Here is a 20,455-nt window from a genome sequence, read left to right as displayed (position 1 = left end):
TCCACTGAAGCCACCCCCGTGGCGCTGACCGCACCTGCGATCGGCTGATGCAAGCGGTGGGTCTACGGGCCCAACCCCTGCATCACCAGCGATAGCAATCAAGACACTGAAAGCCCCTGCTTCTGCAGGGGCTTTTTTGATGGATCCTTCCACTCCCTGAGCGGAGTCTCCATTCAGCATTCAGCCGGCGTTGCGCACTCTCCTGGCCTTCCCTCTCCCCTTTGTTTGATGCACCACCACATCGATCGCCCCACCAAAACCTGTCAGGTCTGCGGGCGTCCGTTTCAATGGCGCAAGAAGTGGAAAGACGTGTGGGAAGAGGTTCGCTACTGCTCAGAGCGCTGTCGCAGACATCGGAGCCGGGCTGATCCTCCCGGCACGTTGGATCAATCTCTGATCTGACTTCGCTGCAACTGTAATCGCAACTTCAACAGCAATTACAATGTTAGCTGCAATTACAACGTCAGCTGCAGGCAGCGTATTCCAACTGTGCTTCGCAGAGGATCTGCTGACCCCGCTCCCAGGCACAGCGACGCGAGAGCAGTTCCAGATCATCAAACCAGGTGGTTTTCGTCATCTGACCACCATGCAGACGGATGTGATACACGTCGGCTTGAATGACAATGCCTGGTGCCATAGAGGTCACGGCCATCATCATGCCGATATCTTCACCCTGAGACAGCCCCATCCAGCCACCGGCTCGTTTGAGCAGGTTGGCTTCCATCAGCAGGGTGGTTGGTCCCAGGGGGATGCTGGCCTTCGGTGTGGGCCAGGCCCGCCAGATGTCTCCGGGAGAGCTGGGGCCAGCGGGGACGATTCTGGGATCAAACTTGCAGTCATCGGTGCAATAGCCAGCCGACCACAGGGCTCCGCGCTGCCCATGGATGGCCTCCAGCCGTTGATCAATGGAGTGGGGATAGAGCCAGTCGTCGTCATCGGCGCTCGTGATCCAATGGCCAGCCGCGATCACCAGGCCGAGATTGCGAGCAGCAGCCTGGCCAATCGGTCGATCTGTGGCGATCACGGTGGCTTGGTCCTTGACCTCAGCGGGAAGATCATCCCGGCTGGCGCCATCGATGACGATGACATGCTCCACACCACAGTCGTTTTTTCTGAGGCTTTGATTGAGTTCTACCAGCATACTCAGCCGATCCGGCAGCAGCCTGGTTGGTGTGATGACACTGACAGTCATTGAGGTGCACAAGGGGTTGCTTGTTGTCTCTGGCTCAAAAGGCCCCGGGGTCTCAATGGCCTCCACGCTTCAGGGCTGAAGCCAGGACTGAATCAAGCAACCAGTGGAAGGGCGCGATGCGGTTAACCAGCCCTTCGGTCTTGGAACATACCTGCGCATCTTACCAGTGCACATGCGGCCTCCTGGGCCAAGAGGAGATCCTGCGCACGTTTGGATCAGGCTGATCACTGGGGCTGTTCACTGGCGCTGGCCACTGGTTCTGACACCTGGTGTAGACGCATCAAGTTCAGCCCGGACAGCTTATGACTCAGCTGGATGTAGACCTTCTGAATCATTCGAACTGCAACCAACTTGCTGGGATAACATCAATCAGTTTGAGCTCAGCAGTGATCTGTTCTGCTCAGCTGTCCATCCGGCGCTGTAATGGGGGACTGACACAATGGGCCTTCTCTGGTACGTGCATCTCCGCCTGATCAGCCCCCGGCCCAGGGCTGATTCAAAGTGTGTCACAGGCACTCTGGCCTGAGCTGCCCGCATGGGGTTTGCTCGGTGGTATTCCCTCCTCCTTGTGCCCGAAACCGCCTCTGCAGGTAACTGATCTTGATCTGATCAGTTACCTGCAGGCGATACCGGATGCCCGCATGCGGCGTGGGGTCCGCATCCCGGCCTGGTATCTGCTGCTGGTGGCAGTGCTCGGCCAGAGCCTGCGGGATCTGGAGCGGTTTTCTCGCCGTCACCATGGCGTGCTCACCCAATCGCTTGGTCTTGAACTGCGGCGGCCTCCATCGGATTCGGCGTTCCGCTACTTCTTCCTGCAGGTGGATGTGGCGGCGCTGTGCGCGGCCATCCGTGACTGGACGATCGCCCAGATTCCGGGTGGCGCAGCGGATCTCGATCAGCTTGTGTGTGTAGCCCTTGGCTTCCGCGAAGCGGTTGGCAAGACCCTGCGAGGTTCGATCGAGCCCACTGCCGGTGGTGGTTCAGCGTTCATTGCCCAGGTGACGCAGTACTCGGCCGCCTTGGGTGTGGCGATCTCGCAGGCCTGCTACGCCACCGGTGAGAACCACGAGCGGGCAGTACTCCGGCAACTGCTCGGGGAGGTGAATCTCGAAGGGGTGCTGATCCAGGCAGATGCCCTGCACACGCACCGCCCGTTTACGGGCAGCTCCAGGAGCAGGGGGCCGACTTCCTCCTGACCGTCAAGGGGAACCAAAAGACACTGCATCGCCAGATCCGCAGCCAGTTCCAGGGGAAACGCCACATCCTTGTAGAGGCAAGTGTTTTCGAGGAGGGTCATGGCCGTGCCATCACCTGGACGCTCCGCGCCAAACAGGCACCGGAGCACATCCGTGAGGCCTGGTGCGGCACCAGCTGGATCGTGGAAGTGATCGCCACCGGAACCCGCGACGGCCAGACCTTCCGGCAGATCCATTTCTTCCTCACCAGCCTGCGCACCACCGCAGAAGCCCTGCTGCAACTGGTGCGAGACCGCTGGAGCATTGAGGGCTGGCACTGGATCCGTGACACCCAGCTCAATGAGGACGCCCACCGTTATCGGGGCAACGGCGCCGGAGCGATGGCGACGCTGCGGACGGCAGCCCTCAACCTGCTCCGACTGGCTGGATTTCAGTCGATCCGAGCCGGCATGCAAGCCGTAACTCACGACATCACGGCGCTACTGACGATGGCGACGAGAAAGCCAGAACCAACCTCGAGTTAAGACTTTGAATCAGCCCTGGGGGCGGGGGTACTCCACCGGGACGCCTTCCCGCAGCAGGCGGTGGAAGGCGCGGTTGGTTTGCACGAGCGAGGGCAGGGCCAGGCGCAGCAGCTTGCGCAGGGCTTCTTCGCGGGCGACCTCAGGGATGGCCGGGTTGAGCTGGCGGATGACCTCGCGCAGGCGGCCCACCTGCACCACATCGCCGAACGACTCCCGCTCGGCTGCCGGTTCGCCGGGGGCCAGCTGGGGGCCGGGGAGCACCGCGTAGCCCAGCTGCTGGAACCAGCCGAGGGCCGCCGCTTCGACCATGGATTCGGTGAGGGTCATGGGGGTTGGCGCTTGGCGCCGAAACGAACGTCTGGACCCAGATGTGCACCAGAATGGGGCCAAACCGTTCAGAAACAAGCCCTTGCGTACGTTTTCGGCTGTGATTTAGCGCTGTCCCGGCACCGGACTGCTCGTTGGCTATGTGCCTGGATTCCCAGGGGCCCATAGCCAGGGAGAGACCGTTGAGGAATTGCAGGCCAACCTCCATGAGGTGATTGAGATGCTCCCTGAGGATGGCGAACCCAAGCTGGCAGGTGATTTCGTTGGCTTGCAGCAGATCTGTGTAGCGAGCTGAGATATTGGGCCAGCTACCTGTTCTGAAGACTGCGGAAGTGGTGAGGATTGTGATGTACTTGGGTTTCGTTGAGATCAGGCAGAGGGGATCCTGCAATCAGTGAGGGTATGCCCTTGGGCGGAGCACCACTGTTCCTTTTCATCAGAGCTTGATCGCCTTCCGCCGGTGCACGCCACTCGTCAGCCTTCCGGCTTCCGCGTCCTCCAAGCAGATGGCATTCCACGTATTTTATTGCCAGCAACGCCTCCGTATCCGCAAGGGCTTTCTCCTCGGGCTGCAGCTACTCGTGCGGATGCTTGATCTCTTGCAGATGCTGGGCGCAGAGCTCATCCAGTGTTTTATGCTCGGCCACAGTCAGCACCAGTTTAGCGTTGGCATTCTGAGTCGGTTGACTATAACTGGATCACCTGCTCAGGAAGGAGGCTCCGCTCGCGGCAGTAGGCCCTAGCTCGGTGTCATTGAGGCCAGCGGTCATTTGCACCACCGTGAATTTGTCGGCAGCGCTACAGCCGTATTGCTCCTTCTATCACGCGGGCACCACCTGTACCTCCAGCCGCCATACCTTACTTCAATTTTAGAGAGTGACGACATGGCCGCTCAGCGCCAAGGAAATCCTGGCCACCCCTGGGCATGAAGCAGGCTCAACCGCCTGCGGACATCAGCCGTCACAGCCTCGTAATAACGATGCGTTAATCCTCTCAATCAAGCCCAGGGCGTGCGATTGAGAGAGTTATCTATCATCGATCCCCTAAGAGGGGATTTCAAAAAAGTCCAGTTGAACTGGACTGAGATAGCGCATTCAAAACCAAAGAAGATCGCGCACGATTGATCTAAGATCTCCGGGGCCACAGCTTAGCGACCCCACGAAAATAATTCAAGTCTATTGGATAACCGTGCCGGCACCGCGATCGTAGGTTTGCTTCTGACACGATACGCCGATATCAAGCATGCCGGATGGACATTGGGGCGTACAGATGTTGGAGCCAATAGGGTTGAAACCCGACCTGCACTTAGGATAGACAATCGCTCCGGAAACCTCACAGCCCTGGGGATTCGCCGCTGCACACCGCTGTCTCGCTCCATCCAAGCTGAACGCCTTATCACCGAATTGCCAGGGGAAACCAGCACCCCGCCCATAAGCCGCAGGCTTTGCGCAGTGCAATCCTGTGTCCGTGAAGCCAGAAGGGCACGATGGAACACACATGGTGGCGACTCCCTTAAAGCCCGCCTTGCAAGGGACATAACAAAGTCCGGCATCATTCACTTTGCCATCCGGGCATCTACCATTACCCAATGGTAAAGAGGTGGCGATACTAGCAGAAGGGTCCCAGACGGTACCCCCAAGATCCAGATAGTTTTTTGTTCCAGGAGAGCCAATATAGGCAATCTCCTTGACCTCGGGCAGCGCATCACCGACCAGTGCAATCGCGCCCCCAGCTGCAGGACCAATGGCCGTGAGTGCTATGCAGCCAGCTCCGAGAGACGCAGCACATACGAAGGCTCCACCTACAGCAGTGCCAATTCCAACAGCAGCCCCAGTAAGATTAGTAATCAAACTATTTACTTTATCATACCCAACAATCCTTACAACAGCTATGCGGTTGGCATACTGAGTACAGCTACTAAAGCCAACGGTTATAGTTTTTGCCTCCGCAGGCTTAGCGCCTTTTACAATAGAATATTTTGTATAATCTTTTTCTTCCGTCCTCGATTCCCCGGTGAATATAACTGTGCCAGGATTGTACCACGAAACTGTCGCGGAGTAACCTGATTTGTTGTATACGCATTGTTTGCCGGGAATCAATTGTATTTGAGGTATCGATTGCTGGGCAAAAGAGGGAGATGATGCTGCAAAAATACTGCCGAAACCGATAGTAAAGGCAAGTAAAGCGGAACGCAACACAGTCCTCATTTTGTCGTCCTTGATACGGTTTTGTTGATGGCCAGCGACCAGATGACTGGCTGCTGACTGATAAAATAATACGCAAAGTCAGGCAAACGGCCGAGATTGACAGTTTGATACAGGGAAAGTAGCCCGGGACCAAGAGGATTCCATATGGTTGATGCGCTGCCACCAACAAGCACATCGTTGGCCTAGAGCCCGATGGCTTCAAGATCACCGAGCTCATAGTTGATTGTCGTGAGCGGGGTCTTACTCTTGGCTAGGAGGCTGTTGCGCATAGATTTTTTATGAGCAAATCCACAGACAGTGCGACCAGAGTAGAATGATACTGAGATATTCTGTGGCCGTACAACACTGGCTAGCCCGCAAATCGCAGTCACAGTAATCAATTTGAGCCGACTCTTATTGTCAGGCCAGTCTCACCAGGATCAGCCTGCGCCCCATGTTGGCTGGATCCGGTCTTTTGCGTGTGTCTGCTGACGTCTGCAATCTATGCGCAACAGCCTCCTAGTCGCCTGCTGGACCGAGGGGGGATGTAATCAGCTACATGATCCACACGACAAACAGATACTGACGATCTCCGTCCAGCAGGGCAATGTCATTGCTTGATCAAGCGTGTGGCCAATGCGTCCCACCAGATCTGTACAGTTGCCACGCTGATTGGTTGTCCCACCGCCGATCGGCAGAGATGGGATCAGCGAGCTCGGTGGCACAGATCGGACCGTCAGCCCTGTTTCATCATGGCGTCGACAACGACGCCCGTCGCCACGGTGGCAGACTGGGCCAACTCCGATTGCTTATCCCCAGGGAGGTCTACACACTGAGCTGCTGACCTGTGCCGTGAACTTACTGCTGCTGTTTATGCTGTCATTGAAATGAACCGTCCAGACCGCAACAGTCAGCCCGCGTCAACTCGGCCCGTAAGCTTCAACATGCAGCAGGCGGCAATTCGAAGCTCAGCTCACCACAGCCCAAGCACTACTTCGCTGATAGATAAGGCATCAAGTAGACCATATTTCACAATATGAATATATTCTGAGGTGGTATTCCATGACCCAAGAAACTCAGGCTTTGGAGCCACTGTATCTCCGCCTGACGTCGCCTTGAAGCCTCAGTTGCACGGTACTAATCACTTATCCATACTTGCATGAACTCTTTGCTCTTGTGATCCCAGTACCATATGGATGCGGCGCTTTCGAAGCGAAAGTGCCAGATTCCTGGCATCTTCAGCTTCAGAACTTTCGGCTCATTGATGCCACATTCCCAATAGCCTTTTCCGCATGCTGTCATGTAGTCTCCTCGCTTGGCTAAGTCGATGCCCATGTCAAGGGCTGAAGATGTACAGTCTTTGCCCCAGTCAATTTGGTTAATGATCTTCCAAGTGAATCCTTTTGGAGAGGACAGTCTAACTACCAAGCCCTCGCCGCAAAACTTTCTACTGATGACTTGGTATGCTTGATCTGGTGTTCCATCGCCATTGAAGTCACCAACGGCCTTCGCGTTTCTCGTTGGTGACTTCTTCCTTAATGGTTCTGCGGCCAATTCCTTCGCTGTGGGAACTCGCCAACCAGTGGGTAGCTCAGCTGAAAAGGCAAACTTCGTACTAAGCGCCACGGACAGTAGCAGGACGGTTCGCAAGCCTATGCCGTACAAAGTACTGAAGTTGGCGGCGGCACGAAGTACGGTCGCTTTATTGATCATGGCAGACGATAACCGACCAATCATTCTGCAGCTGCTCCCAGGAAGATTGAGGATACTCGGCCATCCTGCAGAGAAAAGATAAGCCCCCCATAGACCGACCCGGCGACTATGGACTGAGAGGAATCGCTCTCTGATAAATTGATCTCAGCCTTGTAAGCGCTCATCACGGTTAGGGCATCAGTTCCGATGCCAACCCCTCTGTTTGTTTTGAATTCGCAAGGGCTGCTAGCTTTGATCATGGCGATTCTTTGTCCACCAGCTTCGGTTACCATGTCGAAGGAAAGACCCACCTTGTTATAACTCCATTGCTGATGTTCCTGGGCATCCGCTCCCCAAACTTTCGTTTTCGATTTGGTCTCAGGATTTCCGAGAAGTTTAATGGTTTCGTCAGAAGATAATCCGATTCTGAGGGGACCTAAGCTTTCTGTTTTCAGCAATTCCCAGCCAATAGCAAAAAAGTCTGTTTCCGCCCCGCTGGCATCTTGAGCGCTCGCGGTAGGTTGTAGTTGCGTGATTATGGGAGGTTCTGCTTTGCTCCCATCCATGTGACACAGGCTGAAAAGTGCAATGAGCATGACACTATATTTTGCGTTCCTCATCAATGGTCTCGTCATCTCGGTTCGACATTCATGCTAAGCGACCTGCAGCATCCCTTGACACAGCCCGCCATAGCCAACTTAGCCGTCGTAGATCCGCACCACGGGCAACGCCAACCAGCTGATGCGCATGTGGCTGGAGCCGATGGGGCTGCGCGGGGCGATCGAACGGCTCAGCTTTAGAAAACATTCTGGGGGTGACTGCCCAGGGCTTGCAGGTGGCTTGCTCTCTGGCCAAAGGGAGCAAGGGCCGTTGGTATGTCGGCACGAGTGGCTCTCACCCGGCTCCCACAGCAGAAGCCACCTGCGACGTCGTTCCTGGTGCTCCTTGATCGTGACCCCTTGGTATTCGGTGACGATTAGATAGGGGGGCGCGGGTTGTCGCGCTCGATCGCCACCATGGCGTCGTCCACGAGCTTGCCGATCGTGGGCTGCTTGGCGTTGGCCTGCAGGTGGCTCCAGTGGGCCTCGGCCGGCACCCAGAATACGTTCTCGGCCTTATATTCGTCAGGGTCTTCCTGGGTGGCCCCCTCGTAGTCGCCAACGCCTGCCAGCAGCTTGGCGCGGTGCTCTTCGAAGCTGTCTGAGATGTACTTGAGGAAGATCAGCCCGAGCACCACGTGCTTGTACTCGGCCGCGTCCATGTTGTTGCGCAGCTTGTCGGCCGTGAGCCAGAGCTTGGCCTCAAAGCCGAGGTTGGCGGTGCCGTTGCCTAGCGTCTTGACCTCGCAGCCCTTGCTGGTCGGTGCGTCTGCCTTCGCCACCGGCTCGGCTCCCACAAGCCACACGCTGTCGCTGCGGCCCCTGCCGCGCACCACGATCCTCTTGGCTACCAGTTCCCCCTTCACCTCCTCGTAAAGGGGCTCATCCCAACCGAGTTCTGCGCGCAGGATTGAGTTTTTGGCGGGTCTGCCGGCCGTTTCCAGGGCTTCGAGGAAATCGTTCAGCTGGTCCTGATCGGGCATGGATGGATCAGGTCTGGCCTCGCTGACAGGAGCCTGCCTGGGGTGAGGGCCTTTGGGGTATCGAGTCACGCTCAGCAGCAGCCAAAGCGATGGGCCTGACTTTGCCGCCAACAAATCAGATCAACGCGGCACTGTGGATCTCGCTTCCTTCAACGCCTGGCAGTGCCGACAACGGCTGCTGATCGCTGAATGAACCAGCACTCAGGGCTGACCCCCCCAGGGGCTCCAACCCGACTCGCGGAACAGGCGATAGGCCACGGTGCTGTTGACGACCGGATCCAGCAGCTGGTCCGGCGTGTGGACGCCCATCGCGGCCATCAGCTGACGGTTGGCCGTGTAGTGGATCTGGAACAGCCCGAGGCAGGCCCCGGCGCAGCCACGGGCGGTGGGGGACAGGCCGCTCTCCAGGCGCGCCAGCCGGATGGCGGACTCGTGGTGCGCAGCGGGCCAGACCTGGCGGATGGCCGTAAGCACCTGGGATTGGCCCGCTTGATTGGCTTCAGCAGCGGGAGTCACCCAGGGAGTGGCCCCAAGGGCCAGGGTTGCACCGAGCAGCAGGCGGATGGCTCGTCCGGCAGAAACAGCGTGAAACGGCATCCATCCACCCGGCCAATTGCGTCGGACGGTATCGGCTCCCAGGTGGGTTGACCAGTGGCCGACTGAGCTTGGCCATCAGCGCTCATGGGCGCAGGTCACCAGCGATGGGCCCAGCGGAGGGAGGCGCGGGCAGCAGCGGTGTGGGGTCCACCGCCACCAGCCCCTGAGGCTGCCGTTGGCGAAGCTCCAGGTGCAAGTGCGGACCGCTGGCATTGCCGCTCTGGCCCACCAGACCCAGGGGCTGTCCGGCCCGCAGGCTCTCGCCTGGGCTCACGCTGGCCTCCAGCAGGTGGGCATAGAGGCTTGACCAGCCAGCTCCGTGGTCGATCAGCACCGTGAGGCCGTAGCCCGAAATCACATCGACCCGCTGCACCCGGCCCCCGTTCACGGCCAGCACGGCGGTGCCCTCTGGCGCGATCAGATCCACTCCGGTGTGCATGCGCCAGGCCCCGCGGGCGCTCGCATATCGCCAGCCCCAGGGGTCTTGCTCGCTGGCGGGGCGGGCCAGGGGGTAATGCAACGGCTCCGGCGGCCTCGCGGCAGCCTCGCCAGGCCAAGGCGGTTGCCCCTCGAGTGCAAGATCTCCCACGGCGACCACGGGGGGAACCGTTGCCGGCCGCTCGGGCCTGGGGGGCGTCGCTGGTGAACCATCGCCTGGCTGCTGCCGAATGGCCTCAGTCCAGGTCTCGTTTTCAGAGCCCGCGCCGCTGGCCGAGTCGGGGATCAGCGGCGCGGCGATGGCTGGCCGCGCGTGGATCAGTACGGCCCCGCAGAGACCGCCCAGCAGCATGAGCACCAGCATCGCCGGGTTGAGCCGGGAGCGGGCAGGGGCCATCGAGTGCAGCACAGGCCGACTCGCCACGGACCGTGGCGTTGCAGATGGTGGCGTTGTACCGCCCTCAGATCCGTCGCACCACCACCACGCCGCGACTACGGCCGGAGCTGCTGTCGGTGGTGCGGATCGCCTGCCAGAGATCCGCCAGGGGCACCCAAGCCGACGGGTAGCGGTAGCGGGCCACATCCAGGACCAGCACCCGATCCGTGGCGGCGTTGTAGGCGGCCAGCGGGGAGATGTGGCCGCCGCCGGCCTGGCCCAGGGCCTTGCGGTCGTAGTTCACCAGTAGGCGATCACTGCTCTGGCTGAGGTTGCTGCGCACGAGCAGGCGGAACTGGGGCAGGCTCAGCCGATCACCGTGGATGGCCCGGGCCTGCACCCCGTGGCTGGCCAGCAGGGCCCCCAGCTCCTGCAGGGTCATGCCCTGGCGGGCCACCACCTCCGGGCTGAGCACCGCCCGGGTGGTGGCGGCCTCGAAGACGTTCTCCTGGGTCCAGAAGCGGTAGCTGCCGTAACCCGTCGCCGCCGGGGCCGGCACCGCCAGGCTGTTGAGCACCATCACCATGCTGGCCACGCCGCAGTAGGCGAGGTTGGCCTGGGTGAGGAACTGCTCCGCCAGGGGTCCGTAGTCGGCGCGATCGGCGCTCTGTAGCAGCAGGGTCTGGCCCTGGGGCTCCGGCAGGGGAATGGTGACCCCGCTCTGGGCCAGGGCACGGGGCAGCAGCGGCGGCAGGGCCACCAGCGCCAGACCCAGAACGGCCGGCAGGGCAAGGTAGCGGCGGGTGGCAGGCAGGGTCAGGGCGATCCATCTAGGGTTCGCGCCAGTGTGGCCCCGCCTGATGGCCTTTGAGGTGTCTGAGGCACGGATGCATGGCATCCGCTGGATTCTCACCAGTGCCTGGCTGCTGATCATCGCCTCGCTCTTCTACGACCCCTGGACGCCGCGCTTCACCGAGGCGGATCACCCCTGGAGCCCCCTGCGCCTGCCCGACGGCTGCGTGACGGTGCAGGGCGTCTGCCTCAGTGAGACCCCCTATCCCCTGGGCACCACCGCCTTCTGGGGGGTGGTGGTGCCGGCGGCGGTGCTGATCCTGCTGCTCTTCGGCCATGAGCTCTGGCGGCGCATCTGCCCCCTCTCCTTTCTCTCGCAGATCCCCCGGGCCCTGGGCTTGCAGCGTCAGCGCACCAAGGTCAACCCGCGCACCGGTGAGCGCCGCCAGCAGCTGGCCAAGGTGGCCGACGACTCCTGGCTGGCTCGTCACTACCCCCAACTCCAGTTCGGCTGGCTGTTCGTGGGTCTCTGCGGGCGCATCCTCTTCTTCAATGCCGATCGGCTGGTGCTGGCCGGCTGGCTGCTGTTCACAATCGCCGCCGCCATCAGCGTGGGCTGGCTCTATGGCGGCAAGGCCTGGTGCCAGTACTTCTGCCCGATGGCGCCGGTGCAGAGCGTCTACTCCACTCCGGCGGGCCTGCTCGGCAGCAAAGCCCACCTGAGCGAGAAACCGATCACCCAGTCGATGTGCCGCACCGTGCTAGCCGACGGCAGTGAACAGAGCGCCTGCGTGGCCTGCCAGCAACCCTGCATCGACATCGACGCCGAGAGGATGTACTGGACTCGGCTTGGCACCCGAGAGTTCAGCTTCGAGCGCTATGCCTACGTGGGCCTGGTGGTGGGCTATTTCCTCTATTACTACCTCTACGCCGGCACCTGGGACTACTACTTCTCGGGGGCCTGGCTGCGCCAGAGCGATCAGTTGTCGAGGCTGCTGCGGCCCGGACTGTTCCTCTTCGGCCAGAGCCTGAATGTGCCCCGGCTGGTGGCGGTTCCGCTGGTGCTCGGTTTGTTCACCTGGCTTGGTGTGCGAGTGGGCCGCTGGATTGAGCGCAGCGGCCGCTTCGGGCGGCATCAGATCTTCGTGCTGTCCACCTTTCTGGTGTTCAACTTCTTCTTTCTTTTCTCTGGCCGGCCCCTGCTGTTGTTGCTGCCTGCCTGGGTGCAGACCCTCTTCGATGCCGTAGTGGTGGCGGTGAGCAGCCTCTGGCTCTACCGCTCCTGGGAGCGCAGCGCCGATCTGCACCAGCGCGAGAACCTGGCCAGCCGCTTCCGCCGCCAGCTGGAGAAGCTCGATCTCGATGTGGGGCGCTACCTCGATGGCCGCCAGCTGGCCGACCTCAGCCCCCATGAGGTCTACGTGCTCGCCAAGGTGCTGCCGGCCTTCACCCGCGAGAAACGCCAGCAGGTGTACAAGGAGGTAGTGAGGGAGGCGCTCCAGGAGGGCTACGCCAACGCCTCCAGCAGTCTGGAGGTGCTGAGCCAGATGCGCCGGGAGATCGGCATCAGCGACGAGGAACACAGCCTGCTGCTCGAGTCGGTGGGTGTGGAGAACCCCGACCTGCTCGATCCCGACGGTCGCCGCAGCCTCGAGGATCAGGTGCGCCTCAGCGGCTACAGCAAATCCCTGGAACGGCTGATGCTGCTCAAGAGCCGTCAGGCCGATCCCGAGGTGATCCGAAGCCTGCGCAATCAGTATTCGATCAGCCCGGATGAAGCGGCCAGCGTGCTCGAGGGTCTGGACCCCAGCATCTCGGCCCTGCAGAAGCTGGAGGCGATGCTGTCGCGCTTCTCCGAGCTGAGACAGGTCCGCCTGAGCCTCTTGCAGCCGGTGCTGGCGGATCAGCCGCTGGTGCGTGATCTGCTCGCTGATTCCCTGTTGCAGCGAAAGGATCTGAGCGTGCGCGCCATGCTCAGCGTTCTGGCTGAGCTGAAGGAGCAGCCGGAAGCGCTGGAGTGGGCCTCCAGGCTTCACGCCCTGAGGCCGGTGAACCTGCCCGTGGTGCTGGCCGAGGGCGGCTGGGAGCGACAACTCTCAGCGCCCGTGCTGGCGCTCCTGCAACAGGAGCCGCCAGCTGCCGCGGAGGAGCCGCCGGCCTGTCCCCTCGCCGCCACCCTCTCCAGCCTGGAAGATCTGCTGCAGGAGCGCACACCGCTTCTGCGGGCCGCTGCACTATTCCTGTTGGCACGGCTTGATCCCAACCATGCCCGCCTGCTGGCCAGTGGCCTCGATCCCGCCACCGCGCCCGTGCCCCTGGCGGAGGTGCTCAAGGTTGTGGGCCCGCCCGAAGCGCCGCTGCCCGAGCTCGAGGATCTGCCGGAGCTGGAAATGCGGGCTCACCTGGCCGCCAGCGATTTCTTCAGCGGCACCAGCCACGCCAGCCTGGAGCAGCTGGCGGCGGTCTCGCAGCTGCGCCGCTTCGGCGCCGGGGAGCTGATCACTGAAACCGGTGACACCTGCCGCGAACTGCTGCTGCTGATCGCGGGGCGGGCGGCGGTTCGCTACCAGGAGGCCGATGGCCTTCGCCTGGAGCCGTTGCTCCCCGGCATGGTGCTCGATGAGCTGGAGGTGCTCAGCCACAGCGCCTCGGAGAACACGATCGTGGCCCAAGAGGAGGGGACACGGCTGCTGGCGGTGCCCGTGGATGGCTTCGATGCGGTGCTGGAGCGTGACCCCGATTTTGCCCGGCGGGTGCTGCAACTGGAGAGCCGCCACCTCCAGAGCCTGATGCGCTCGCTGCAGAGCTGAGGGATCAGCCCCGTCTGGCGTCCATGCCGGGCACCACATCCCAGTGATGGTCGGCCATCAGCGCCTTGGTCTGCTCCGGGTCGAGCAGCCTGGCGTTGTGGTACCCCCCGGTGACACGGCCCTGGCGGTTGCGCAGGACCAGGGCCCGGTCATGGCCGGGCGGGCGGCTCACGAGCCTGACCAACAAGGTTGGGAACTCCATCGAGGGGTGCGGTGCAGGGGACCTGCAGAGCTCAATCAACCGCAGATCCCCGCATCCGCCAGCCCCTCAGGCGCTGATGTGACGGATGAGGTCGAGGCACTTGCAGGAATAGCCCCACTCATTGTCATACCAGGCCACCACCTTGACGAAGGTCTCGGTGAGGGCGATGCCGGCGCCGGCATCGAACACCGAGGTGCAGGTTTCACCAAGGAAATCCGACGACACCACATCAGCTTCGGTGTAGCCCAGCACCCCGGCCATCGGCCCCGCGGCGGCCGCTTTCATCGCGTCCTTGATCGCTTCGTAGCTGGCGGGGCGCTCCAGATTCACGGTGAGATCCACCACTGACACATCGGGCGTGGGCACACGGAAGGCCATGCCGGTGAGCTTGCCGTTGAGGGAGGGGATCACCTTGCCCACGGCTTTGGCGGCGCCGGTGGAGGAGGGAATGATGTTCTGGCCGGCCCCGCGGCCACCGCGCCAGTCCTTGGCAGAGGGGCCATCCACCGTTTTCTGGGTGGCGGTCATGGCATGGACGGTGGTCATCAACCCGTCGCGGATGCCGAAGTTGTCGTGCAGCACCTTGGCGATCGGGGCCAGGCAGTTGGTGGTGCAGGAGGCATTCGAGACGATGTCCTGGCCGGCGTAGGTGTGGTGGTTCACCCCCATCACGAACATCGGCGTGTCGTCCTTGGAGGGGGCCGAGAGCACCACCTTGCTGGCGCCCGCCTGGATGTGGGCCCGCGCTGAGGCATCGGTGAGGAACAGACCGGTGGATTCGAGCACCACTTCGGCGCCCACGGCCCCCCAGTTCAGGTCCGCCGGATTCCGCTCGGCGCTGACGCGGATGGCCTTGCCATTGACGATCAGCTGACCATCGCGTGTGTCCACTTCGCCGCGGAAACGTCCGTGGGTGGAATCGTGGCGGAGCATGTAGGCGATGTAATCAAGCTCGATCAGATCGTTGATCGCCACCACATCGATCCCCTCGATCTCGAAGCTGCGGCGAAACACCAGCCGTCCGATCCGCCCGAACCCGTTGATTCCCAGTGCAATCGCCATCTCGGCTCCCCTGATCGGTTGTGCTGCAGCCGCTCACCCTACCGGCTGCCCCCAGATCCGTTACAGCCTCAGCCGAGCCAGTTGAGAAAGCGCTGGATCACCACCGCGTTGCTGATGTCCACGAAGAACCCTGATACCAGCGGCACGATGATGAACGCCTGGGGAGAGGGACCGTAGCGGTGGCTCACCGCCGCCATGTTGGCCATGGCCGTGGGGGTGGCCCCCAGGGAAATCCCACCGAAGCCGGAGCAGATCACCGCGGCGTCGTAGCTGCTGCCCATCGCCGGAAACACCACCACCACGGCGAAGACCAGAGCCACCAGGAACTGGGCCGCCAGGATGATCAGAATCGGACCCGCCAGGCCCGCGATCGTCCAGAGCTGAAGGCTCATCAGCGACATCGTCAGGAAGATGCCCAGGGAGATCTCCGACATCAGCGCCAGAGGACGGGATCCAGCCGGCCAGCGCATCCGGGGCAGCAGGCGCGGCACGAGGTTGGTGAGCAGGATCGCGCCGAACAGGGCACAGACGAACGGTGGCAGGTTGCTGCCGATGGTCTGCAGGCCGCTGTGCAGCACTTCACCCACCGCCAGGCTCATGTTCAGCCAGAAGAGCGTGCTCAGCAGACTGAAATAGGTCACCGGCCGCAGATCCGAGGGGGTGTCGGCCCGCTCTCCGGCGCCAGTGCTGGGGCCAGTGCTGGGGCCATCGGTGGGGCCGGAGCGCAGCCCATGGCGACGGATCAGAAAGCGGGCCACCGGCCCCCCCATCAGCGAGGCCAGCACCAGACCCAGGGTGGCGCAGGCGATGCCGATCTCAAGAGCGTTGTCGATGCCGTGGTCGCGCACGAAGCGGGGTGCCCAGGCGATTGCCGTGCCGTGCCCCCCCAGCAGCGACACCGAACCCCCCAGCAGCCCCTTGAGGGGATCAAGCCCCATCAGGCTGGCGACGCCGACACCGGTGAGGTTCTGCAGCACCATGTAGCCCAGGGTTAACCCCACCAGCACCAGCAGCGGCCGGCCGCCGGCGATCAGGGTGCGTACGTCGGCGCTGAGGCCGATCGCCGCGAAGAAATAGAGCAGCAGAAAGTCGCGGGTGGCCAGGTTGAAGCCCACCTCCAGCCCGCTGATGGCATGCACCAGCGCCAGCAGCACGCAGACCAGCAGACCACTGCTCACCGGCTCGGGAATGTTGAACTGGCGCAGCACGGCCACGCGCTGGTTGAGCCAACGCCCGATCGCCAGCACCACGATGGCGATATTGAATGTGGCGAAACTACCCACCTCCAAGCTATTCAGTCCTCTGTTGGCCGGCAGAGCCTACTGGCCTGGTTCGGCACAGAATGCCCCCAGCCAGATCGCTGCCGATGTTCACCCGACGGACCTTGCCACGGCTGGGCTGGTGTTGGTACCGCTCTCATGGGCGGCTGAGCGATTGCACTGGGGAGAAAGCGTGGTCTTCGCCTGCTCTGGGCTGGCGATCCTGATTCCCAGCATTGCCATGTTCTCCACAGGGGTGGCGCTGGAGCGCACCCAGGCCTTCTCGGGATTCGTGGCCTGGGTGCTGCTGCTGGTCTATGGACTGACCCTGATCTATTCGCTGCGCATCCACCGGGCCCTCTATGAGGTGGCGGAGGCGGAGTGCCGCGATGGGGAAGCAGCCGTCAGTCCGCTGCCCTTGCTGCTGGTGCTGATCGGGGCTACCACCGCCCTGGCGCTGGTGTCGGAGATCTTCGTTGGCGTGGTGGAATCCGTGACCAGCCAGCTCGTGCCCACGGCTCTGTTCACGGGGGTGGTGCTGTTGCCGCTGCTGGGCGGAGCGGCGGAATTCCTCACCGCGATCACCATGGCCCGCCGCAATCAGATGGACCTGGCGGTGTCTGTGGCGATGGGCTCCACCCTGCTAGTGGCCCTGCTGGCGGTGCCAGTGCTGGTGCTAGCGAGTCCCCTGCTGGGGCATCCCCTCGACCTCAGCTTCGAGATCTTTGAGCTGGTGGCGGTGATCACGGCGGTGCTGGTGAGCAATCTGGTGAGCCTCGATGGCCGCTCCGACTGGCTGGAGGGGGGGTGCTGCTGGCCGCCTACGTGATTATGGCGGCTAGTCTTTACTTTCAGGCCCTCTGATTTGGGGCCTTTGGACTATGTTGATTCCAGTTCAATTCAGTTGGTGAGTCGAGTCTTGCTGGTGAAACGTCTGCTCCCTCTGCTGCAACTCCTCGCCGCTCTGGCCCTGGCGGCACCGGCTTCCGCCACCTCCCTGCTGGAGTCGGTGGCGGCCTCGGGTGTCCTGGTGGGAGGCACCAGCCGGGATGCCTTCCCCTTCGCCTACCAGAACGAGCAGGGGCAGCTGGTGGGCTACTCGATCGACATGATGAACCTGATCCGGGAGGAGATCGAGCGTCAGACCGGCCGCCCGATCCAGCTGAAGTTGGTGCCCCTCGACACCGACCAGCGCCTCTCCAGCCTGGAATCGGGGGCGGTGAACCTGGTCTGCGATGCAAGCAGCTTCACCTGGAGCCGCGATGAGAAGGTGGATTTCTCAGTGAGTTACGGCATCACCGGCACCCAGTTGCTGGTGCCCAAGGGCTCTGGCCTCTCCTCTCCCGAATCGCTGGCGGGCAAGCGAGTGGGTGCCATGCCACGCACCACCAGTGCCCTGGCGGTGGCCAGCCGCCAGCCGGCCGCCTCGGTGGTGCTGCTCAAGAACAGGCAGGCGGGCTATGAGGCGCTTCAGCAGGGCCGCATCGATGCCTTCGCCGACGACGGCATGCTGCTCTACGCCTGGTTGCAGCGTCAGGGCGGCCAGTCTCCCTTCCAGGTGTCAGCGGACACCTACTCCCGGGAGGGCATCGCCTGCATGGTGCCCCAGAACAACTCCTCCTTCCAGCGGGTGGTAGACCTGGCCCTGATCCGTTATATGCAGGGGTTTTTACGTCAGCAGCCCAGGGAGCGGGGCATCTTCGACCGCTGGTTCGGCCCCCAGGGCAAAACTCCCCTCACCCAGGACGTCACTGGGCTGTTCACCGAAACCATGCAGTTGATGGTTGACTTCAAGGAAGAGGTGCCGACCAAACCCTGAGGCGGTCCCGATTCCACCCTCCTCATATCACATGACGGCAACCATGCTTCGGTCCCTCGGCGGCCTCGCGGCCGTCCTGCTGCTGGGAGCGCTTCCCGCCAGCGCCGGCTCCGTCACGGCCGATTCGATCATCGACCAGGACAGTGCCCTTCAAGCGGCCACCAGCCAGGTCCCCCAGGGCGCCACGGTGACCGGCAGCCGCTGCCAGCAGATCGTCACCCCCGGCGACAGCTTCCGCTACCGCTGCAGCGTTGAGTACACCACCAGCCCGCCTGCCGCCAAACCCACCCCTTAGGCCCCGCCGATCCACTGAATGCCCCAGAACCTCGACGATCTCGACGACCTCGAACTGGCCCATGCCCCCTCCCGCCCCCTGGGGCTGCGGGTTCTGGCTGGGGTGGGGGCCCTGGCCTTCGCCCTGATTGCCGTCAATCTGGCGGTAGTGATCGTGCGCATGCTGCTGGCGCCAGCAGCCCCTGATCCAAGACTCCGCCCGCAACCCCCGGCCGGCCCCACGGCCTCTGGGCTCCTGCCGGGGTGGATGCTGTCTCTGGTCCTGCCGGCCCAGCCGGCGATGGCGGCCGATTGGCGCGCCTATGGCCCGCTCTCGATCGACTCGTCCAGCTGGCAGCTGATGGACGGCAGCCTGGTGACCCGCAGCCGCAATGCCAAGGGCCAGATGATGTATCTCTCGGTCCATTGCAAGGCCGGCCAGATCAACGTCACCGGCGCAGCGATGGCCTGGAAGGGCTGGGAGAAGCCCCAGGCCGCCTTTGAGACCCAGTTGCTGAAGGAGGCCTGTCAAGGTCGTTCCTCCCCCTAGGGTCAACCCAGCTGTAGGAGATCCTCGTTGATCACTCCGCTGATCCGGCCGGCCAGGACCCCAGGATCCAGGCTGCTGCCCATTAGGAGAGCCTCAAGGCTGCCGCGGGCGTAGATCCCCAGGCCCTCGAGGCCGCGGCCTCCGGAGTCGGTGATGCGGGTGGGTGCCAGGGAAAGATCGGCTGAGTCCACCCCCAGGATCACGATCTGGTCAAGGTCGTCGATTGCTTCGATCACATCCACCTTCACTCCCAGCAGGTTGGTAGCTGCACCGCCATCGAACGGATTGGCGAAGAATCGATCACTGCTGATCACCAGGGTGTCAGCGTAGCCATCAACCGACGAGAGAACGATATTGGCCCCGAAGCCTCCGAAGAGGATGTCGGATCCGAGCCCGCCGCTGATCAGATCGCGCCCCCGGCCACCGCGGATCAGGTCATCGCCCTGGCCGCCCACCAGGTAGTCGTGGCCCTGATTGCCCAGGATCAGGTCATCGCCCTGGTTGCCGAAGAGGCGATCGTCCCCAGCCAGGCCCCGCATGCTGTCATTGCCGCCCAGACCCCTGAGTTGATCCAGGTCCGCGCTGCCCAGCAGCAGATCGTCGGCGACAGCATCGCCGTTGAGCTCGATACCGCTGATGGCTGCATCGCCAGGCACCACCGCCAGCTGCCCCGCCTCATTCACCTGGAGGCCATGAACCAACGGCATCAATATCGGGGTAGGGACTCGCTCTGCCGCGACCTGCTCAATGGCCATCGCCCAGGTGGCGGCCATGCGTTCAAAGGCCTGGCTCGACGGATGGAGGCCATCAATCAGATCGTTGCCGACGGTCTTGAACTGATCCACCACCCGCAGCCGCAGCTGGGAGAAACGCAGATCCGGCAGGGTGTCGCGGATGAAGTCGTTGTACTCGCGGAGTTCCTGGAGAATCACGGAACTGATGGGGTCCCTGAGTCGATCCTGGTTCCAGTCCTGGGTGATGGTGGGAATGGTGGCCACGATCAACTCCAGCTGGAGCGCATCCCTGGCTGCCAGGCGGTTCACCTCATCTAGGAAAGCCTTGAGGCGGTTGATAGTGGCTTCGGCAATCCTGTTCTGCTGCTCACCCTGGCCATCGTTGTTGCGGTCGCCGGCCGCGACAGCTCCATCCTGCCTTTCCACCACCTGGTGGACGATGTCGTTGCTGCCGACCATCAGCAACAGGATGTTGATCGACTCTTGCTCTCTGGAGAAGTAGCTGGTGCTGATGGCCTGATCCAGGTCCTGGAACAGCCCGTCACGAATCGCGCCCTGGGGTCCTTCATTGGCCTGCAGCGACACGTAACTCCTGCCGCCGATCGTGGCATCGGTACGGGAGATCCCCCATCCGGGCCGTCCCCAGTGATCGCGGTCGGATGCCGTATCGCCTGACTGGGAATAGCGACCGACGAAATTGGGGCTGAGGCCCAAGGAGATCAGGAGCTCGTCGAGCGGTTTGCGGTAGCCGCCTGGAACATTGAAACCATGGGTGATCGAATCACCCATGGGCATGATCGTCAGCATGGTGAGTGCATCGACAGCTCCCCTTGATCCTCTTCCA

Annotated in this window: 21 protein-coding genes; 8 read left to right on the top strand and 13 right to left on the bottom strand. The window is 62.2% G+C overall.

The genetic code is table 11. The features are described 5' to 3' along the window. Positions 1-228: 228 nt before the first annotated feature. Positions 229-402 (top strand): DUF2256 domain-containing protein, encoded by a 174-nt coding sequence (locus KBY67_RS08505; RefSeq protein ID WP_255110600.1) that lies wholly within the window; start codon positions 229-231, stop codon positions 400-402. A 61-nt stretch (positions 403-463) separates the two neighbouring features. Here KBY67_RS08505 and KBY67_RS08500 read toward each other — a convergent pair whose 3' ends face one another. Continuing rightward, positions 464-1,258: a glycosyltransferase gene (locus KBY67_RS08500; protein ID WP_255110599.1), complete on the bottom strand. Its 795-nt coding sequence runs from the start codon at positions 1,256-1,258 to the stop codon at positions 464-466. A 500-nt stretch (positions 1,259-1,758) separates the two neighbouring features. Between KBY67_RS08500 and KBY67_RS08495 the strand changes: the two genes are divergently transcribed. Both KBY67_RS08495 and KBY67_RS08490 read left to right on the top strand, forming a co-directional pair. Further along, the gene (locus KBY67_RS08495) at positions 1,759-2,388 is read left to right on the top strand and encodes a transposase family protein (RefSeq protein ID WP_255110598.1); all 630 of its coding nucleotides are present in this window, start codon (positions 1,759-1,761) and stop codon (positions 2,386-2,388) included. Next, positions 2,385-2,912: an ISAs1 family transposase gene (locus KBY67_RS08490; protein WP_255110608.1), complete on the top strand. Its 528-nt coding sequence runs from the start codon at positions 2,385-2,387 to the stop codon at positions 2,910-2,912. Before KBY67_RS08495 ends, KBY67_RS08490 begins: the two co-directional genes overlap by 4 nt. 9 nt (positions 2,913-2,921) lie before the next feature. On the opposite strand, the gene KBY67_RS08485 is transcribed toward KBY67_RS08490, so the two are convergent. From KBY67_RS08485 to KBY67_RS08450, 8 genes are all read right to left on the bottom strand, one after another. After that, a complete protein-coding gene (locus KBY67_RS08485) occupies positions 2,922-3,239 on the bottom strand; it encodes a type I restriction endonuclease (RefSeq protein WP_255110597.1) in 318 nt (105 codons plus the stop codon). Between the two features lie 1,175 nt (positions 3,240-4,414). Next, the gene (locus KBY67_RS08480; protein WP_255110596.1) at positions 4,415-5,434 is read right to left on the bottom strand and encodes a hypothetical protein; all 1,020 of its coding nucleotides are present in this window, start codon (positions 5,432-5,434) and stop codon (positions 4,415-4,417) included. Positions 5,435-6,562: 1,128 nt separating this feature from the next. Continuing rightward, on the bottom strand, positions 6,563-7,138 hold the full coding sequence (locus KBY67_RS08475) for a hypothetical protein (protein ID WP_255110595.1): 576 nt from the start codon (positions 7,136-7,138) through the stop codon (positions 6,563-6,565). A 20-nt stretch (positions 7,139-7,158) separates the two neighbouring features. Then, positions 7,159-7,683 (bottom strand): hypothetical protein, encoded by a 525-nt coding sequence (locus tag KBY67_RS08470; RefSeq protein ID WP_255110594.1) that lies wholly within the window; start codon positions 7,681-7,683, stop codon positions 7,159-7,161. Positions 7,684-8,093: 410 nt separating this feature from the next. Further along, positions 8,094-8,699: a type I restriction-modification system subunit M N-terminal domain-containing protein gene (locus KBY67_RS08465; protein ID WP_255110593.1), complete on the bottom strand. Its 606-nt coding sequence runs from the start codon at positions 8,697-8,699 to the stop codon at positions 8,094-8,096. A gap of 201 nt (positions 8,700-8,900) precedes the next feature. Next, positions 8,901-9,296 (bottom strand): transglycosylase SLT domain-containing protein, encoded by a 396-nt coding sequence (locus KBY67_RS08460; RefSeq protein WP_255110592.1) that lies wholly within the window; start codon positions 9,294-9,296, stop codon positions 8,901-8,903. Positions 9,297-9,378: 82 nt separating this feature from the next. Further along, a complete protein-coding gene (locus tag KBY67_RS08455) occupies positions 9,379-10,131 on the bottom strand; it encodes a M23 family metallopeptidase (protein WP_255110591.1) in 753 nt (250 codons plus the stop codon). A gap of 64 nt (positions 10,132-10,195) precedes the next feature. After that, positions 10,196-11,008: a phytochelatin synthase family protein gene (locus KBY67_RS08450; RefSeq protein WP_255110590.1), complete on the bottom strand. Its 813-nt coding sequence runs from the start codon at positions 11,006-11,008 to the stop codon at positions 10,196-10,198. Between KBY67_RS08450 and KBY67_RS08445 the strand changes: the two genes are divergently transcribed. Then, positions 10,998-13,712: a cyclic nucleotide-binding domain-containing protein gene (locus KBY67_RS08445; protein WP_255110589.1), complete on the top strand. Its 2,715-nt coding sequence runs from the start codon at positions 10,998-11,000 to the stop codon at positions 13,710-13,712. The genes KBY67_RS08450 and KBY67_RS08445 overlap by 11 nt on opposite strands. 4 nt (positions 13,713-13,716) lie before the next feature. Here the strand turns inward: KBY67_RS08445 and KBY67_RS08440 are convergent, their stop codons facing one another. From KBY67_RS08440 to gltS, 3 genes are all read right to left on the bottom strand, one after another. Further along, positions 13,717-13,899, bottom strand: a complete 183-nt coding sequence (locus KBY67_RS08440) for a hypothetical protein (RefSeq protein ID WP_255110588.1) — start codon at positions 13,897-13,899, stop codon at positions 13,717-13,719. 81 nt (positions 13,900-13,980) lie between these two features. Next, complete coding sequence (gap, locus tag KBY67_RS08435) at positions 13,981-14,976, bottom strand: type I glyceraldehyde-3-phosphate dehydrogenase (RefSeq protein ID WP_255110587.1); 996 nt, start codon at positions 14,974-14,976, stop codon at positions 13,981-13,983. Between the two features lie 68 nt (positions 14,977-15,044). Beyond that, the gene (gene gltS, locus KBY67_RS08430) at positions 15,045-16,259 is read right to left on the bottom strand and encodes a sodium/glutamate symporter (RefSeq protein ID WP_255110607.1); all 1,215 of its coding nucleotides are present in this window, start codon (positions 16,257-16,259) and stop codon (positions 15,045-15,047) included. 118 nt (positions 16,260-16,377) lie between these two features. On the opposite strand from gltS, the gene KBY67_RS08425 reads away from it, so the two are divergent. The 4 genes from KBY67_RS08425 (at position 16,378) to KBY67_RS08410 (ending at position 18,877) form a co-directional block, all read left to right on the top strand. Beyond that, entirely contained in the window at positions 16,378-17,064 is a 687-nt protein-coding gene (locus tag KBY67_RS08425; protein WP_255110586.1) for a hypothetical protein, read from the top strand. A 96-nt stretch (positions 17,065-17,160) separates the two neighbouring features. Next, entirely contained in the window at positions 17,161-18,054 is an 894-nt protein-coding gene (locus KBY67_RS08420) for an amino acid ABC transporter substrate-binding protein (protein WP_255110585.1), read from the top strand. Positions 18,055-18,085: 31 nt separating this feature from the next. Beyond that, the gene (locus tag KBY67_RS08415; RefSeq protein ID WP_255110584.1) at positions 18,086-18,349 is read left to right on the top strand and encodes a hypothetical protein; all 264 of its coding nucleotides are present in this window, start codon (positions 18,086-18,088) and stop codon (positions 18,347-18,349) included. An 18-nt stretch (positions 18,350-18,367) separates the two neighbouring features. After that, positions 18,368-18,877, top strand: a complete 510-nt coding sequence (locus KBY67_RS08410; RefSeq protein WP_255110583.1) for a hypothetical protein — start codon at positions 18,368-18,370, stop codon at positions 18,875-18,877. A 2-nt stretch (positions 18,878-18,879) separates the two neighbouring features. On the opposite strand, the gene KBY67_RS08405 is transcribed toward KBY67_RS08410, so the two are convergent. Next, a complete protein-coding gene (locus KBY67_RS08405; protein ID WP_255110582.1) occupies positions 18,880-20,418 on the bottom strand; it encodes an SGNH/GDSL hydrolase family protein in 1,539 nt (512 codons plus the stop codon). Positions 20,419-20,455: the final 37 nt, after the last annotated feature.

This window comes from Synechococcus sp. RedBA-s (assembly GCF_024345495.1).
In the GTDB taxonomy this organism is placed as follows: domain Bacteria; phylum Cyanobacteriota; class Cyanobacteriia; order PCC-6307; family Cyanobiaceae; genus Regnicoccus_A.
This window is presented reverse-complemented; position numbering and strand designations above follow the sequence as displayed.